General features: G+C 51.6%; 15 protein-coding genes. 11 read left to right on the top strand and 4 right to left on the bottom strand.

The genetic code is table 11. The features are described 5' to 3' along the window. Positions 1-24 precede the first annotated feature (24 nt). The 3 genes from eno (at position 25) to H8S80_RS20365 (ending at position 2,709) form a co-directional block, all read left to right on the top strand. On the top strand, positions 25-1,320 hold the full coding sequence (gene eno / locus H8S80_RS20375; RefSeq protein WP_002603423.1) for a phosphopyruvate hydratase: 1,296 nt from the start codon (positions 25-27) through the stop codon (positions 1,318-1,320). Between the two features lie 226 nt (positions 1,321-1,546). Next, the gene (locus tag H8S80_RS20370; protein ID WP_117630896.1) at positions 1,547-2,143 is read left to right on the top strand and encodes a 4'-phosphopantetheinyl transferase family protein; all 597 of its coding nucleotides are present in this window, start codon (positions 1,547-1,549) and stop codon (positions 2,141-2,143) included. Next, on the top strand, positions 2,140-2,709 hold the full coding sequence (locus H8S80_RS20365; RefSeq protein WP_117630895.1) for a TetR/AcrR family transcriptional regulator: 570 nt from the start codon (positions 2,140-2,142) through the stop codon (positions 2,707-2,709). Before H8S80_RS20370 ends, H8S80_RS20365 begins: the two co-directional genes overlap by 4 nt. Positions 2,710-2,785: 76 nt before the next feature. Here the strand turns inward: H8S80_RS20365 and H8S80_RS20360 are convergent, their stop codons facing one another. The 4 genes from H8S80_RS20360 to H8S80_RS20345 form a co-directional block, all read right to left on the bottom strand. Next, positions 2,786-3,046 carry an acyl carrier protein gene (locus tag H8S80_RS20360; protein ID WP_002603426.1) on the bottom strand — a complete coding sequence of 87 codons (261 nt, stop codon included), beginning with the start codon at positions 3,044-3,046 and terminating at the stop codon, positions 2,786-2,788. Between the two features lie 298 nt (positions 3,047-3,344). Beyond that, positions 3,345-4,280 carry a hypothetical protein gene (locus H8S80_RS20355; protein ID WP_147335868.1) on the bottom strand — a complete coding sequence of 312 codons (936 nt, stop codon included), beginning with the start codon at positions 4,278-4,280 and terminating at the stop codon, positions 3,345-3,347. Between the two features lie 61 nt (positions 4,281-4,341). After that, positions 4,342-5,277 (bottom strand): DMT family transporter, encoded by a 936-nt coding sequence (locus H8S80_RS20350; RefSeq protein ID WP_002603428.1) that lies wholly within the window; start codon positions 5,275-5,277, stop codon positions 4,342-4,344. 4 nt (positions 5,278-5,281) lie between these two features. Beyond that, positions 5,282-6,136 (bottom strand): AraC family transcriptional regulator, encoded by an 855-nt coding sequence (locus tag H8S80_RS20345; protein WP_002603429.1) that lies wholly within the window; start codon positions 6,134-6,136, stop codon positions 5,282-5,284. 207 nt (positions 6,137-6,343) lie between these two features. Between H8S80_RS20345 and H8S80_RS20340 the strand changes: the two genes are divergently transcribed. The 8 genes from H8S80_RS20340 (at position 6,344) to H8S80_RS20305 (ending at position 16,489) form a co-directional block, all read left to right on the top strand. Beyond that, entirely contained in the window at positions 6,344-7,513 is a 1,170-nt protein-coding gene (locus tag H8S80_RS20340) for an SAM-dependent methyltransferase (RefSeq protein ID WP_002603430.1), read from the top strand. Positions 7,514-7,978: 465 nt separating this feature from the next. Further along, entirely contained in the window at positions 7,979-8,242 is a 264-nt protein-coding gene (locus H8S80_RS20335) for a thioredoxin family protein (protein ID WP_002603431.1), read from the top strand. Positions 8,243-8,350: 108 nt separating this feature from the next. Continuing rightward, positions 8,351-9,904 carry a metallophosphoesterase gene (locus H8S80_RS20330; protein ID WP_181987885.1) on the top strand — a complete coding sequence of 518 codons (1,554 nt, stop codon included), beginning with the start codon at positions 8,351-8,353 and terminating at the stop codon, positions 9,902-9,904. Between the two features lie 84 nt (positions 9,905-9,988). Further along, entirely contained in the window at positions 9,989-10,846 is an 858-nt protein-coding gene (locus H8S80_RS20325; RefSeq protein ID WP_025530610.1) for a MurR/RpiR family transcriptional regulator, read from the top strand. A 412-nt stretch (positions 10,847-11,258) separates the two neighbouring features. Continuing rightward, positions 11,259-12,164: a 1-phosphofructokinase gene (gene pfkB, locus H8S80_RS20320; protein WP_002603434.1), complete on the top strand. Its 906-nt coding sequence runs from the start codon at positions 11,259-11,261 to the stop codon at positions 12,162-12,164. 13 nt (positions 12,165-12,177) lie between these two features. Beyond that, positions 12,178-14,133, top strand: coding sequence for a PTS fructose transporter subunit IIABC (locus H8S80_RS20315; RefSeq protein ID WP_117630893.1), 1,956 nt, complete (start codon positions 12,178-12,180; stop codon positions 14,131-14,133). A 319-nt stretch (positions 14,134-14,452) separates the two neighbouring features. Beyond that, positions 14,453-15,586, top strand: coding sequence for a metallophosphoesterase (locus H8S80_RS20310; protein ID WP_117630892.1), 1,134 nt, complete (start codon positions 14,453-14,455; stop codon positions 15,584-15,586). Positions 15,587-15,604: 18 nt separating this feature from the next. Further along, positions 15,605-16,489, top strand: coding sequence for a DUF4037 domain-containing protein (locus H8S80_RS20305; RefSeq protein ID WP_117630891.1), 885 nt, complete (start codon positions 15,605-15,607; stop codon positions 16,487-16,489). Positions 16,490-16,494: the final 5 nt, after the last annotated feature.

Raw genomic sequence — 16,494 nt, 5'->3', positions numbered from 1 at the left:
CGGGCAGATGAAAGGAGAATGAATATGGACTATCTGGAAATAGAAAAGGTTATCGGACGGGAAATCATTGACTCAAGGGGAAATCCGACCGTGGAGGCAGAGGTATGGCTCGCTGACGGAACCATCGGAAGAGGCGCGGCGCCGAGCGGTGCATCTACCGGTGAATTTGAGGCTCTGGAGCTGAGAGATAAAGATAAGAAACGTTTTGGCGGAAAAGGCGTCAGGAAGGCTGTCGAAAATATCAATACGGTCATATCCGGTGTCCTGACAGGCATGGATGCGTCGGATATTTACGCGGTCGATCACGCCATGATCCAGGCGGACGGAACGAAGGACAAATCAAAGCTGGGCGCCAACAGCATTCTGGCGGTCTCCATCGCCTGCGCGCGGGCCGCGTCCATATCCATGGGAATCCCGTTATACCGTTTTCTGGGCGGAATCTCAGGAAACAGGCTTCCGGTGCCGATGATGAATATCTTAAACGGCGGCGCTCATGCGGCGAATACCGTTGATGTACAGGAATTCATGATTATGCCGGTCGGCGCTCCCACATTCCGTGAGGGACTCCGCTGGTGTACCGAGGTATTCCACTGTCTGGCGTCTATTTTAAAAGAGAAAGGCCTGGCTACCTCTGTCGGTGACGAGGGTGGTTTCGCTCCGGACTTAGGAAGCGACGAGGAAGCCATCGAGCTGATCTTAGAGGCGGTAAAACGCGCCGGATATGAACCGGGACACGATTTCGTTCTGGCTATGGATGCGGCTTCCAGTGAGTGGAAGAGCGGAAAAAAGGGCGAGTACCTGCTTCCGAAATGCAAGAAGCATTTTACTTCGGAGGAACTGATCGGACACTGGAAACAGCTCTGTGAGAAGTACCCGATCTGGTCCATCGAGGACGCTCTCGACGAGGAGGACTGGGAAGGCTGGAAGAAGCTGACGGCCTCTCTGGGCAGCAAAGTACAGCTGGTCGGCGACGACCTCTTCGTAACCAATACAGAGAGACTGAAGAAGGGAATCGATTCCGGATGCGGCAATTCCATTCTGATCAAGTTAAATCAGATCGGCTCCGTGTCGGAGACGTTAGAGGCTATCAAGATGGCTCATAAGGCCGGATATACGGCGATCGCTTCCCATCGTTCGGGTGAGACGGAGGACACGACCATTGCAGACCTTGCGGTGGCTCTTAATACGTGCCAGATTAAGACAGGCGCGCCCAGCAGAAGTGAGCGTGTGGCGAAGTATAACCAGCTTCTCAGAATTGAGGAAGAGCTGGGCGAGACGGCTGTTTACCCTGGAAGAAATGCATTCTGCATCAAACGGTAAAATGCGGCCAGTAAATTAAGAAAATAAAGAGAACGGCTGACAGAAGACATCTCCTGGTTCCTATAAAACGGAATGGAAGAGGCGGCTTCTGCCTGCCGTTCTTTTTATGGATCGTCCTGATGAATGCGGCTGAGTGAAGGCTGCATCTGCATTTCAATGTGACATTTGCCGCAGACTATGGTAAAATGAAAGGAAAATTGGTTGAAATACAGAAGTTGGAGGCACTATGGTCTGGATTTATCGCGCTTTTTTTGAACCGGGGACAGGGGGCAATAAGAGAGAGACTGAGCATGAGCAGGGACTTTTGCTCCTGCGGAGAGCCTTAAGGGAGCAGTATGGGATTGACGGTGGAGATGGCCGAAAGCCGGATCTGATTGAGGGAGCACACGGAAAGCCATACTTAAGGGAGTATCCGCAGATTCAGTTCAATATCAGCCACTGTATGGGACTGGCCGTGCTTGCCGTCGGGGATTGCTCCGTGGGAATCGACGTGGAATATGTGCGGCCGTACCGGGAGCCGCTTTTAAAGAGAGTGCTTTCTGAGGCGGAGCTCCGACAGATGGAGGCAGCGGGAGAAGCCGGGCGGGAGGAGCTGTTCTTCCGGTTCTGGACTCTGAAGGAGAGCTGCGTGAAAGCGATGGGATGCGGTATTACTGTGCCTCTGCAGGACATTTCCTTTCAAATTGGTGATGACGGGGGAATCACATGTGAAAAGACCGGATGGAAGTTCCGTCAGTGGATTCTGGCAGGGGGGTATGTGTTATCGGCCTGTGTATCGGGGGAAGGGGAAATTCGTCTGGCAGAACAGGAGGAACGGCCTTGAACGGTGAGAAAAAGGACTTGCGTTACAGCAGAACGGACAGGCTCCTGCAGGAGGCATTTTTAGAGCTTTTGAAGGCCAAATCCGTCGACCGGATTACGATCAGGGATTTGACGGAACGGGCGAGGATCAACCGCTGTACGTTCTACCATCATTACCAGGATATCTATGATCTGCTGGAACAGATCGAGGATGGGGTCATGGAGCACGTGCTGGAAATGATGCGGGGCTTCCATCCGAACCGGGAAGAGGATGTCAGCCGCCGTTATTTTGAGTGTTTCTGTCAGTATATCTATGAAAACCGGACCGTATACTGCGTGCTGACCAATGGCCAGGAAAGCCGGTTCATCAAAAAGCTTCTGAGGATGATCTCGGAATACATGGCGGGATTATCCGGGAAGGAGAATGACGGCGACAAGCTGAGCCGTGAGTACGCGGTTGCCTATTCCATCGGAGGAGTGGTGGGCGTCCTGCATAAGTGGATGAAAGAGGATTTTGAAAGCCCTCCCGAGGTGGTGGCCGGATTTATCAGCAGCGTATTTCTAAATGGGATGAAGGATATTCTGTGAGAATAGTAATAGAAGTCAGGAAAGAAGCGGTTTCGGGAATGATACTCCCGAAACCGCTTCTTTCAAGTATCTGCATTCACTCATACGCTGCAGAAGCGTTTGCCTTTTGTGACACGGCGTAATGTTCGATATAGTGCAGTGCGTCTCCTACCGTTGTAATCTCGAGTAAATCACTGATGTCCATCTCAATCTGAAAGTGCTCTTCGATGTCTCCGATCATCGCTATAAAATCCAGAGAGTCAAATTCTAAGTCTTCAACGAAGCGGGAATCTCTGGTGATGGATTCCGGGCTGACATCCACATACTGGGTGACGAGTTCCTTTAACTGCTTATACATATTCATTCCTCCCTGATTCGCCGCCGGAAACTGTCCGATGGTTTGAATTTGAGTCCAAGTTTAAGCAGATTTCCTTCAAATATCAAGCAACAGATTGGAGAAACTGTTGCTTAAACAACAGATTTGGGAAAGTGTTGCATATTGTCTCCTCAGAAAATGATCCTGACGTAGAGTAAAGAGTCTGACGAGCCGGACTCTCGCGCTGAAGTGCAGCTGCTTCAGCTGCCATACTTCCTTAGCGCGGAGCACTTTCCTATTACACAAAAAAGGGAACCGTCTGTTCCGGCTCCCCTGTGTTTTATTCCTGTTGACTGAGTACCTCTGCGTTGATGCCCATAATTTTCAGATATCCATCTTCCGCTAAGGAAAAGAAGAGACCGGGCGATCCGGATTCGCTGCCTACGAAGATGCCTGCCTGTGACGGTGTCAGACGATCGGGATCGACACCGGCGACCGCCTGAAGCATGGCGTCTGTAAAAATGTCGTCCTTCTGGGCCTTCAGACCGGCGGCATCTGCGACATCCAGCCCCTCCGTGTTGGCTTCTGTCGTCACGTAAACGGGATAGGCGCAGAGCCGGGCCAGCGCTTCGATATCGCGCTCCGAGAAAATATGCTGAATCTGTTCGGCAAAGCCTTTATAGTCCGATTCTTCCAGGGACGCAGCCCGGCTGCCGGGGACTTCGGCATTCGCTTCTGCTTGGCGGGGGCTGTCGGAGTCTGCGCTGTTGGCGTTATCGCCGCCGGAGCCGCTGCTGCCGGAGCTGCCGCTGCTGGAACTGCCGCTGTCGGAGCCGCCGCTGCCGCCGCCAGACTCTCCGGACCTCTCCTCGGACTGATTCTCCGCAGACATGCGCTGAGTCATCAGCTGTATCTTTTCGGCGGAAGCACTGCCGCTTCCGGCCTTCTTCACTTCCGACTCCCTTAGATCGATCGTCACCTCATCTCCGGCCAGCAGATCCCCCAGTTTCATTTCCGTCAGTTCTTCTGTGCCGAGGCCGTAATAGTATAACTGGGCGTGGGAGCAGTCGATAAAGCAGCGTTCCCCGAACAGGGAATCGCCGCTTGCGCCGCCATTATCCGCATCCTTTACGTAAAGTCCGTTCCGGCCTTCATCGGTTTCCAGAACAATGGCATTATTGCCGAGATAGAGCGGGTCTTCTTTAGGCTGGCAGCCCGTCAGGCACAGCAGGGCCGCGGCGGCCGCAGCGGCAGTCAGTAAGCGGATATTTATCATGGGGCAGATTCTCCTTTGTAATGACAGGTTTGATCAGTTTATCTGATCCGTTACCTTCATTTTAAGGTCTGTCCATACCGATGTCAACCGAAGGTTTTCGGGAGGACTGTTTTAATGGGAACCGGCTCTCTGAGATCATGAGCCCAGCCAGTGTCAGCACGATTCCGCATACGGACTGCCAGGTGATAACCTCATGCAGGAAGATTAAGGACGTGATCACCGTAATCACCGGAACCGCGTAAATGTAGACACTCGTCTTTACGGAGCCCAGAGCCCGTACCGCGAAGTTCCAGGTGACAAAGCAGAGCGCGGAAGCGCCGAATCCCAGGAAGAGAATATTGAGCGCGTTCTGCATCAGCATGAAACGAGCCGGAGCGATCCGGAAAGGCAGGAAGAACAGCGCCGGTACCATGAAGAGGAGGCCGTAGAAAAAGGTTCTGCGGGTGCTCTCGATGGTTCCGTACCCATAGCTTCCGATCTTTTTCGTGAGTATGGAGTAGGCCGCCCAGGTGATGGCCGCCGCCAGGGCCAGAAAATCTCCTTTGGGGCTCAGCTGTACACCGGTATCCTTCTGGAAGCTTAAGAGGGAGATTCCAAGCATGGCCGCCGCGAAGCCGGTTAAGAAACGGCGCCCGGGCTTTTCTCCCTTCATGAACAGCCAGTCGAAGAGGCTGGTGAAGAACGGGGCCACGGAGATGATAATGCTCACGTTGGCTGCCTGGGTCAGGGTCAGTGCGAAGTTTTCCATGAGGAAATAGAGGGTGACGCCGCAGAGGCCGGCCGCTGCGAAGAGCAGCTCCGCTTTTCTGTCTCCGGTATGGAGGAGGCGGGGGGCTGCGATCCACAGCGCTGCGTACCCGATAAAAAAGCGGAAAAACAGGATTTCCAGCGGTGTAAAGGATACCAGCAGAACCTTGGTTGAGATAAAGGTGGTTCCCCAGATGAAGATGGTGACGGCGGCCGCAAGATGGCCCGTCATGTTAGACTTTTCTGACATTTGTTTATTCCTCCGTGCCGGCGGTGGTGTCCCTGCCGGATTCTGTAAATATTTTCTGATACTGCTTCGGAGTCAGCCCTGTGAAATCCTTAAAAAAACGGGTGAAATGACTCTGGTCGGTGAAACCGGCCCTGGCGGCCGCGTCGATGGGAGGTACCGCCTGCTCTAACAGCTTCTTCGCCTCTTCTAAGCGGATGGACTGGAGATAGCGGTACGGGGATACTCCCGTCTGCTTTGTAAAGGTATGGAGCAGCCACGATTTGCTCAGATGAATCTGTTCGGTCAGCTCTTCCAGCGTGATATTTTCGGAATAATGTTCCTTTAGATATTCACACGTATCGGCGATGGCGCTGTCCAAAAAGACTCCGTTATGCTCTTCGTAAGGAGCGCTGTGCTCCTTAAGGATCTGCTCCAGCAGGAAAAAGAATGCTTCCTCTTTTTCAAAGGGGGACGCGTCGGTTACAATGGCATTGTAGACATCGGCCAGCGATGTGGTGATATCGCTGTGATAGACTACATTTACGGTGAATTGTGGGACAAATTCTTTTCCAGTGATGTCGGCGGCCGCTTTTTTCATGACAGGCACGGGTATGTTTAACGCCCTGTAGTCCAGCAGCTCTCCGTTCATGGGAGAACAGAAGTGATTGTCTTTGGGATTAAAGAGGATCAAATCCCCTCTCGACAGATCGTACTCGGATCCGCGGCACCACAGATGGCGGCAGCCGCCTTCTATAAAGCCGATGACGTAGCATTCGTGAAAATGATTGGGGAATTTCTGTACGATGCCGCTCAGCTGGTATGCCTCGATACCGAGACAGCTGTCGTAGAATATATGGCGTTGTTCCTGTGATGTTGTCATGGCGTGCTCCTTTCAAACTTTTTTGATTTTATCACAATAAAGTAAAAAAGTCTTGTATGATGTTGCAAATCTAGTACTGCACTGCATAAATTCCTTAACTTTACAGGTTTACTTATGAAATCCTGAAAAACTGGAAAGAATTCATTAGAAAGAGAGTGACAAAAGATTGAAAATTTGAGAGTAAACGGTAATATGGAGGAACTGCACATGAAGACCATGACAGATAATTTTATGATTTCTTTTTTACAGCGATTTGACGAGCACCCGTTTGATGTGAAGATCCATGGGAAAACCCATCATATCGGAAATGGAAATCCGACCTTTGTGGTGGATTTAAAAGAGGATATCGAGGGGAAAGAGCTTTTGACGAGCACCTCCCTGGCGCTGGGCGAGGCGTATATGAAGGGAAATTTAGAGGTGGAAGGGGATTTGTTCGAGGCTCTGGACTCATTTTTGGGACAGATGGACCGATTCTCCACAGACCGATCCAAATTAAAGAAGCTGATGTTTACCTCCCAGTCAAAGAAGAATCAGGAGAAGGAAGTCACCTCCCATTATGACATCGGCAATGATTTTTACAGCCTGTGGCTGGATGAGACCATGAGCTATTCCTGCGGTTACTTTAAACATGAGACCGACACCTTATACGAGGCGCAGTGCAATAAAGTGGAGCGTATCCTGGAAAAACTCTGTTTAAAGAAGGACATGACCCTGCTCGATATCGGATGCGGCTGGGGGTATCTGCTGATCCGGGCTGCGAAGGAGTACGGTGTAAAGGGGCTTGGAATCACCTTAAGCCACGAACAGCAGAAGGAATTCGAAGAGCGGATCGAAAAAGAGGGATTGACGGGACAGATTGAGGTAGCGCGGATGGATTACCGCGAGCTGGAGAAGAGCGGCAGACAGTTCGACCGGGTGGTCAGCGTCGGGATGCTGGAGCACGTAGGGCGGGCGAATTACGAGCTGTTCGTAAAAAATGTGGATTCCGTGTTAAAGCCGGGCGGGCTCCTTCTGCTTCATTATATCAGCGCGCTCAAAGAGTATCCGGGGGACCCGTGGATCAAGAAATATATCTTTCCGGGCGGCATGGTGCCCAGCCTTCGGGAAATAATCCATTTATTCGGCGACTACCGGTTCTACACCCTGGATGTGGAAAGCTTAAGACGCCACTACTATAAGACCCTGCGCTGCTGGGAACAAAACTTCAGCGGCCACAGGCAGGAGGTGGAGGAGAAGATGGGGACTGAGTTTGCGAGAATGTGGGAACTCTATTTAAGCTCCTGTGCCGCGACCTTCCACAACGGTATCATCGACCTTCATCAGATCCTTGTCTCCAAGGGCGTAAATAACGAGCTGCCCATGACAAGATGGTATTAACTGGAAATGAGGAATTCTCTCAAAAAAAGTGGTTGCATTTTTAGTTAGCATATGCTAATATATATTCAGTTAGCAAACACTAACTACATGTGAATATTCTATACATTAACCCTCTGGGTTTTCCTTCATTGACCCGTGAAGGAATCATGACTCCTATGAGAACCGCCTCTGTTACCGCATGACAGAGGCGGTTTTTCATGTCATAGTAAAAGGGGGATGCGCACTCCGTGCTAAGGAAATATGGCCGCTTTAGCGACCGCGCTCCGGCGCGCCAGTCCGGTTTACCGGACTCTTTATTCTGTCCTGCAATGATTTTTGCAGGCAGCGGAGTATTTGAATCTTGTGTATTGATATGCAGAAGAAATAATGATAAAATAGTGAAACAGTATGAGAAAGCAGGGATTGATTGCAGATTTCCGGAAAGGAACGGCAAGAAGGGATAGAACCAGAAAGGATGGAATACAGATGAAAAAGGTACTGATGATGATACAGGAATCGTGTCCTTACTGCCGGCAGGCACTTCGCATGATGGATGAACTGAAGGCGGAGCGGCCGGAGTTTCAGGCAGTCGAGGTGAAAATTGTGGATGAGAACAGGGAGAAGGCGTTTGCGGATTCCCTGGACTACTGGTATGTACCGACGTATTTCGTGGATGGAGTAAAGGTGCATGAGGGTGTGCCGACCGTAGACAAAGTGCGGAAGGTTTATGAGAGAGCGCTTGACCTGTGAGAGGAGGGCCGGGAAGCGGGGGAATTTGCTGCTGACTGAGTGATCGTATGGTATGATTCCCGTGGACATCGAGTGACTGGATAGAAAGGTACATAATTGTGACGTTATATGAGTAAAGGGAAGAAAAACTGGCTGATGATCCTGATTTATGCGGGACTTATAGCTATGTGCCTCGGCATCGTCTGGTTTGTGGGAAAGATCTCCTCACCGACAAAACCGGGCAGAGAAAGCAGCAGCGAGACGACGATGGTGCAGACCGGAGAATCGCAGGAAGAGGAACGTGAAGAGGAGGAGAGCGAGAGCGCGGAAGCGACGCCATCCGAGGCGGAGACACAGGAAGAAAGCAGGCAGCAGGACGAAAGCGGGAGATGGTACGGCGGCCGCACAGAGACGGTCCGGCCGGAGATAGAGGAAGAACTGCCGGTGGAAGAGTACCGGCCGCCTTCCATAGTAACGGTCTCTGATATCCATTATTTCGCCCCATCCATGACCGATTACGGCGAGGCGTTCGACGAGATGGTGAAACGGGACGATGGAAAGCTGGTTCCTTATATTTCCCAGCTGATGGATGTATTTACGGAAGAGATGACAGAGCTTATGCCCGATGCCGTGATTCTGAGCGGTGATTTAACATTGAACGGCGAGAAGGGGGCTCATGAGGCGCTTGCGGAAAAGCTGAAGGTGCTTGCGGACCAGGGCGTGCGGGTCCTCGTGATTCCGGGAAATCACGATATCAATAATCCCAACGCTGCCTCCTATTTCGGAGAAGTGAGGGAGGCGGCGGAATCGGTCAGCGCGGAGGAATTCCTGGACATTTACCATGAATTCGGATATGACCAGGCGATCAGCAGAGATGAGACCTCCTTAAGCTATATCTGTGAGCTTGACGAGAAAAACTGGCTGATGATGCTGGATTCCGCCCAGTATGAGCCGGTGAACCTGGTGGGAGGAAGAATACGGAGCACCACCGTCAAATGGATGGAGGAGCAGCTGGAAGCGGCGAAGGAACTGGGGATCTCGGTAATTCCCATAGCCCATCACAACCTGCTGAAGGAGAGTATTCTGTATCCTGTGGACTGCACCCTGGAAAACAGCGATGAGGTTATAAAACTGCTGGAACGGTACCGTGTGCCGGTCTTCATCAGCGGACACCTGCATCTGCAGCGGACCAAGAAATACAAGCCTGAGCCGGGAGAACCGGAGGATGCCTACCATATCAGTGAGATCGTGGCGGACTCCTTTGCCATTCCGCCCTGCCAGTACGGAATCCTGTCATGGGGAGACGGCGGGCAGCTTCGCTATACGACGAAGGAAGCGGATATGGAGCGTTACGCGGCGGCTCACGGCCTGACCGATGAAAACCTGCTGAATTTTAAGGAATACGGAACCGATTTTCTGGTGGGCGTGATAAGCCAGCAGATCTATAAGAAGATGAGCAGTCTGCCGGAGGAGCATATGCGCAAGATGGCGGAGCTGTACGGCCAGCTGAACCGTGATTACTGCGCCGGGACGCCCATCGACGTGAAAGAGATAAAATCAGATGAGGCATTCCGCTTATGGGAGCGTAACCTTCCGGACAGCCGGATGTTCGAGGAGATCGACGATATTCTGCGCGATACCAGGAAGGATCACAATACGTGGGATTTCCCGGGAGAATGGTAAAAACTTCCTTTACAAATTATTTCATATCGTGCTATAATGATGAAATAAAATTACATGCGTGACAGGAACGGAGGAAGAGGAGCCATGCAGGATCATATCAACGTTTCGGGAGTCCTGTGTTCTTCTTACGATACCTTTTTTGAGGCGGAAAAGAAGATTGCGGATTATATACTGGAGCACAAAAGTGAAATCATCGATATGACTGTCGCGGAGCTGGCTTTGGCAAGCGGAACCAGCGACGCGACGGTATCGCGTTTTTGCAGGCGCTGCGGATTTAACGGTTTTCATCATTTAAAGATTACTCTGGCGAAGGAGGTGGCGGAGGAACGCGGGAAATCCGTGGAGGTATCCAACGATATCAGCCGCGATAATATCGCGCAGTCCCTCCAGAATATCCTGGCCAACAAGGCGGCGGAGCTGACACAGACGGTGTCCATGATGGACCCGGTTCAGCTGGGAAAGATCCTGGAACTGATTGAACATGCCCGCACGGTGCAGCTGGTGGCTGTGGGGAATACGATTCCGGTCGCCTTAGACGGCGCCTTCAAGTTCAATCAACTGGGCATTCAGGCGGTATCGGGTACGATCTGGGAGACACAGATGGCGTTTACCTGCAATATGGGGCCGGAAGATGTGGTGATCATCATATCCAACTCCGGTTTTTCCAAACGGCTGATGACGCTCACCGCGGTGGCGAAGGAGAATCACTGCAAGATGATTGCGATCACCAACAACGCCGCCTCGCCGCTGGGTCAGGCCAGCGATTACCACATCACAACGGCGACCAGGGAGAAGCTGCTTTTGGGTGAGTTCTGCTTCTCACGGGTATCGGCCACTATGGTGGTCGAGATTCTCTATCTGTTTCTGGCTGTGAGCAAGAAGGATTCATACGACCATATCCGACGCCATGAGATCGCGATTTCCGAGGACAAGAATAACTGATCCGGCGAAACGGGATTATACGAAAAATATGGATATACCATCTATCTTTTCCAGCAGGCATTGAAAACAGGAGTGAGTGTCAGGGAGTATACGGTGAACATGCCGTACCGGACATTGGCTCCTGTTTTTTTCGTGGAAGGAAAATATTGTTCCCATGACAGGAAAATCCCGTCCTCATAAAAGGAAACAAACGATGATGCATGAAATCAGCAATTATTGGAAAAATACATAGTAAAAAAGTACAAAAAACACGCGGGGAAACAGGGAAAATGGAATGGAGATTTATGGAAATTGACGAAACTTTATAAGAAATAATATTTCTTGTGAAAATGTATTGACGAAAATACTAAATCATAATATAGTATAGCAGAGGGAAGAAATAAAATTTTATAATAATGAGGAGAGGTGACATATGATTTACACAGTGACATTTAATCCGGCTTTGGATTATGTAGTAAAAGTAAATCACTTCACGCTGGGAATGGTCAACAGAACCGTGCAGGAAGACATTTATTATGGGGGCAAGGGCATCAATGTATCGGCGGTACTGAAGACGCTGGGCTTTGGGAGTACCGCGCTCGGGTTTGTGGCTGGATTTACGGGAGACGAGATTGAACGGGGAGTGAAAAATCTGGGATTCCAGTCCGATTTTATCCGGGTGGAGAACGGTATGTCCAGAATCAACGTAAAGCTTAGATCGGAAGAGGAATCGGAGATCAACGGCACCGGTCCGGAGATTACCGGAGCGGATGTGGAAAAGCTTTTTGAAAAGCTTGAGAAGCTGAGGGCGGACGATGTCCTAGTCCTGTCGGGAAGCATCCCGCATTCCATCGACGACGGAATCTATGAGCGGATCATGGAGCGGTTAGACGGAAGGGGCATCCGCATCGTAGTGGATGCGACGAAGGATTTGCTGATGAATGTCCTTCCCTATCATCCATTTATGATTAAACCGAATAACCATGAGCTGGGCGAGATGTTCGGTACGGTGCCAAAGGATGAGGAGGAAATCATATATTACGCTAGACAGCTGCAGAAAAAGGGCGCGGTGAACGTGCTGGTCTCCATGGCGGGGGACGGAGCCGTCTTAATTGCTGAAAATGGAGCGGTATTTTCCATGGGAGTTCCAAAGGGAACGGTGAAGAATTCTGTGGGCGCCGGAGATTCCATGGTGGCGGGATTCATCGCCGGATATCTGGAAAATGGAAATTACGAGCACGCTTTAAGGCTTGGAAGTGCCTGCGGAAGCGCCAGCGCATTTTCCGAGGGGCTGGCCTGTAAGGAAGATATTTTGAAACTTTATGAGGAATTACGATAGGAGGGGTTTTTAGATGAGAATCACGGAATTATTGAAAAAAGAAAGTATCGAGCTCGGCGTAAAAGTCTCTGGCAAGGAAGAGGCCATTGATAAGCTGATCGGTCTGATGGCGGCTGGCGGAAGGCTGAACGACAGAGCCGGCTATAAAGAAGGCATTCTGGCCCGCGAGGCGCTGGGAAGCACTGCGGTAGGCGAGGGGATTGCGATTCCTCACGCCAAGGTGGCCGCGGTTAAGGAACCGGGACTGGCAGCCATGGTGGTGCCTGATGGCGTGGATTACGTAGCGTTTGACGGTTCGCTGGCCAATTTAATCTTCATGATTGCGGCGCCTGAGGGCGAAGCGGATGTTCATCTGGAAGCGCTGTCCCGTCTGTCCACGCTTCTTATGGATCCTGACTTTAAGAATGATTTGATCCATGCGGAGTCAAAAGAAGAATTTTTACAGCTGATCGACGACAAGGAATCCGAGCGCTATGAGAAGAAAGTGCGGAAAGAGGAGAAGATAGCGGAGGACGCGGCGCCTAAGGTCCAGGAGCCTTTAAAGAGCGCAGCCGGATACCGTGTCCTCGCAGTGACCGCGTGTCCTACCGGCATCGCCCACACCTTTATGGCGGCTGAGAATCTGGAGCAGCTGGGAAAGAAGCTTGGCATTCCTGTAAAATCGGAGACCAACGGAGCCGAGGGTGCGGCTAACGTTCTGACGAAGGAAGAGATCGCCGCTGCCGACGGAATCATCATCGCAGCAGACAAGAATGTGGATATGGCCCGTTTCGATGGTAAACACGTAGTGAAGGCCTCTGTCTCCGACGGAATTCAAAAAGGTGAGGAACTGATTAAAAAGGCTGTGAGCGGCGAAGCTCCCGTCTACCACCATACAGGTGCCGCTGCTTCAGAGGAGGGCGGAGAGAGCGAGGGCATCGGCCACACCATTTATAAGCATCTGATGAACGGCGTCTCCCATATGCTTCCGTTCGTGATCGGCGGCGGACTTTTAATCGCCCTGGCGTTCCTGTTCGATGATTATTCCATCAATCCGGCTAATTTTGGTAAGAATACACCGATAGCGGCCTATTTAAAGACGATCGGCGAGCAGGCATTTGGCATGATGCTTCCGGTTCTGGCCGGTTATATCGCCATGAGTATCGCGGACCGTCCCGGTCTGGCGGTTGGTTTCGTAGGCGGCATGGTGGCAAAGATGGGAGCCACGTTCATGAATCCGGCAGGCGGGGACGTGAACTCAGGATTTTTAGGCGCGCTTCTGGCTGGTTTTATCGGCGGTTATATTGTTGTCCTGTTAAAGAAAGTATTTAAAAAGCTTCCAAAATCTCTGGAAGGCATCAAACCGGTTCTCTTATATCCGCTGCTGGGCATTTTCCTGGTCGCGGTGGCAACAACATTTATCAATCCGTTTGTCGGTGCGATCAATGACGGTCTGACCCATTTCTTAAACGGCATGGGCGGCACCAGTAAGGTGATCCTCGGAGCCGTTGTCGGCGGCATGATGTCCGTAGACATGGGCGGCCCGGTCAATAAGGCGGCATACGTGTTCGGCACGGCGCAGCTGGCGGAAGGAAACTTCGATATTATGGCAGCGGTTATGGCGGGCGGCATGGTTCCTCCCATTGCGATCGCATTGTGCAGCACATTCTTTAAGAAGAAATTTACGGAGAAGGAACGCCAGTCCGGTCTGGTAAACTATATCATGGGCCTGTCCTTTATATCCGAGGGCGCCATACCGTTTGCGGCATCAGATCCTCTGCGCGTGATTCCGTCCTGTATCATCGGTTCGGCCGTGGCAGGCGGGCTTTCCATGGCGTTGAACTGTACGCTGCGCGCACCTCACGGCGGTATCTTCGTACTTCCGACGATCGGAAATCCGTTCGGCTATCTTGCCGCGGTTGTGATCGGATCGGTGGTCGGCTGTGTGATACTGGCGGCGCTTAAGAAGAATAAGGCTGGAGAGGAATAAGCCCGTTAAAAAATCGAAAAGGGAAAGATCAGTTGGGGAAAACACTGGTTTTTCCCTTTTCGATTACAATCTTGTCATCCGCGCAGCTCCCAAATGTTTCCCGTGCCATTTTGCCAGCAGGATGGTATAATTGACAGAAAAAGAGAGAATGCGGTACGTTCACATCAGGTGGGGATCGCATGGGAAGGCAGGAGGAAGATGGCTGAGTTCGAAGAAAACGGGAGCGGGTCCATTTGCAGCTTAAAGCAGTCCATCACAGGCAGTCCTTTCTGTTTTTTTGGTGGGATTAAGCGGAGAGACAGAGAAAGGAAATGAGAGAATGATAACAATAAAGCGAGTGAGCCTGGATATTCCGCGGGGACGCCGGATTCTGGCGGTCAGCGATATCCACGGCCATGTCCATTTTTTGAAAAAGGTGCTGGAAAAGGCGGGGTTCTGTGAGGATGACGAGCTGATAATCGATGGTGATATCATTGAAAAGGGACCGTATTCCTTAGAAACGCTCCGTTATGTCATGGAGCTTGATAAAAAACCTAACGTCCATGTGATTTCGGGGAATGTGGATTCATGGCAGCTGGAGCTGATTGGAAGCCGCGAACCAGAGCGGACAAGGGCACTGGCGGAATTTATACGAACGGCAAAGAAACGATGGGGAGGAAGTCTTTTTCTGGATTTCTGTGAGGAAATGGGGATCGGGCATCCGCAGACGGAAGCGGAGACAGCCGCTGCCAGGGAAAAGGTGATAGCCCACGGGCAGGCGGAACTGAAATTTTTATCAGAGCTGCCTTCCATCGTGGAAGCGGGCAATTTTATTTTTGTTCACAGCGGCCTTCCTGAGCGGTGGGAGGAGATGGATGGGCAGGAGGCCACTCCGGTTCTGAAGTTCGATGACTTTCGAAACAGGGGCGGAAGCTTCGACCGGTGCGTGGTGGCAGGCCATTGGCCCGTCTGTCTCTACCGCCATGAGGTGGCGGAATTCAACCCGTTTTTTGACCGGAACAAGAATATCATCAGTATCGACGGGGGCTGCGGCCTGAAGCGGGATGGACAGCTTAACTGCCTGATTATTCCGGATGCAGAGGGGACCATGGAAGAAGTCAGCTGGACCTCCTACGGGGGATTCCCGGAAATGACGGCTGTCGACAGCCAGCAGGAGAGGAAGGCCCGGATATCGGTCCAGTACACGGACAACCGTGTGGAACTTCTGCCAGGGCAGAGTCCGGGTGCGGGGCTGGTGCGCCTTCGCCACCTGACCACGGATACCGTGCTTGACGTACCGGAAGACTATTTATATGAGCGGGATGGGACGCTCCGGTGTGACGATTTCTGCGACTATCATATGGAAGTAAAGGCAGGAGAGCGGGTGGAACTGGTGGAGACTGGCGCCATGGGAAGCCTCATTAAGAAGAACGGGGTCAGCAGCTGGTACCACGGAAGGCTGGAGCCGGTATAGAATAGAGGAGAAAACAATATGAGCGAAGCTGGTAAGAAACAAACGGAAGGCGAAACCACGATCAGCGAAAACAGGGCACTGTCCGGCGTACCTGTGATGGAAAGGGAGGTAACCGCACTTCTGGAAGAGATATCCTCGTGCCCGGAAACGGCAGCGGTGGCAGTGGGCGGCTCCAGAGCCACGGGAAAGGCCGACAAGAAGTCGGATTACGATATCTATGTGTATGTGGAAATGGAGATAGCAAAAGAGCGGCGTAAGAGTATCCTGGAAAAGTACTGCGGCGTCATGGAGATCGGAAATCACTATTGGGAGTCAGAGGACAACTGCACGCTGAACAATGGTGTGGACATCGATATTATTTATCGGAAGCTTCAGGATTTCGAGGGAGATGTGGCAGCGGTTGTGGAGCAGTACCGGGCTTCCAACGGCTACACTACCTGTATGTGGCATAATCTTGCCACGTGCAGGATCCTGTATGACAGGGACGGAGCACTGGAAGCAATGAAGAAGCGTTTTGATGTCCCCTATCCGGAGGTGTTGAGGGCTGAAATCATTCGGAAGAACAGAGCCCTGCTAAGCGGCGTACTCCCGTCTTACGATGCACAGATACGGAAGGCAGCGTCCAGGAGAGACCTCGTCAGCATCAATCACAGGACGACGGAATTTCTGGCCAGCTACTTTGATATTCTATTTGCCATGAACAGGCAGACCCATCCGGGGGAGAAACGGCTCGTGAGTCTCTGCAAAGACAGATGCAAAAATTTGCCGGACCGGTTTGAGGAAAATCTGAACCATTTATTTTCCGTTATGTACGATCCTGACGGGGCTGTCAATGATGTGATCGCCTGTATGCTGACAGAACTGGACCAGGCTTTGCTGAAAGCAGAAAATGGGCAGCCGTAAATATA

It is taken from the genome of Hungatella sp. L36 (assembly GCF_014288035.1).
Note: the sequence above shows the minus strand (reverse complement) of the source record. Positions and strands in the feature narration are given on the sequence as shown.

Bases quoted from the DNA above. Each gene is read 5' to 3' on its own strand.
- eno (WP_002603423.1), top strand. From the start codon at position 25: ATGGACTATCTGGAAATAGAAAAGGTTATCGGACGGGAAATCATTGAC.
- H8S80_RS20370 (WP_117630896.1), top strand. From the start codon at position 1,547: ATGGTCTGGATTTATCGCGCTTTTTTTGAACCGGGGACAGGGGGCAAT.
- H8S80_RS20360 (WP_002603426.1), bottom strand. From the start codon at position 3,046: ATGTATAAGCAGTTAAAGGAACTCGTCACCCAGTATGTGGATGTCAGC.
- H8S80_RS20355 (WP_147335868.1), bottom strand. From the start codon at position 4,280: ATGATAAATATCCGCTTACTGACTGCCGCTGCGGCCGCCGCGGCCCTG.
- H8S80_RS20350 (WP_002603428.1), bottom strand. From the start codon at position 5,277: ATGTCAGAAAAGTCTAACATGACGGGCCATCTTGCGGCCGCCGTCACC.
- H8S80_RS20345 (WP_002603429.1), bottom strand. From the start codon at position 6,136: ATGACAACATCACAGGAACAACGCCATATATTCTACGACAGCTGTCTC.
- H8S80_RS20340 (WP_002603430.1), top strand. From the start codon at position 6,344: ATGAAGACCATGACAGATAATTTTATGATTTCTTTTTTACAGCGATTT.
- H8S80_RS20335 (WP_002603431.1), top strand. From the start codon at position 7,979: ATGAAAAAGGTACTGATGATGATACAGGAATCGTGTCCTTACTGCCGG.
- H8S80_RS20330 (WP_181987885.1), top strand. From the start codon at position 8,351: ATGAGTAAAGGGAAGAAAAACTGGCTGATGATCCTGATTTATGCGGGA.
- H8S80_RS20325 (WP_025530610.1), top strand. From the start codon at position 9,989: ATGCAGGATCATATCAACGTTTCGGGAGTCCTGTGTTCTTCTTACGAT.
- pfkB (WP_002603434.1), top strand. From the start codon at position 11,259: ATGATTTACACAGTGACATTTAATCCGGCTTTGGATTATGTAGTAAAA.
- H8S80_RS20315 (WP_117630893.1), top strand. From the start codon at position 12,178: ATGAGAATCACGGAATTATTGAAAAAAGAAAGTATCGAGCTCGGCGTA.
- H8S80_RS20310 (WP_117630892.1), top strand. From the start codon at position 14,453: ATGATAACAATAAAGCGAGTGAGCCTGGATATTCCGCGGGGACGCCGG.
- H8S80_RS20305 (WP_117630891.1), top strand. From the start codon at position 15,605: ATGAGCGAAGCTGGTAAGAAACAAACGGAAGGCGAAACCACGATCAGC.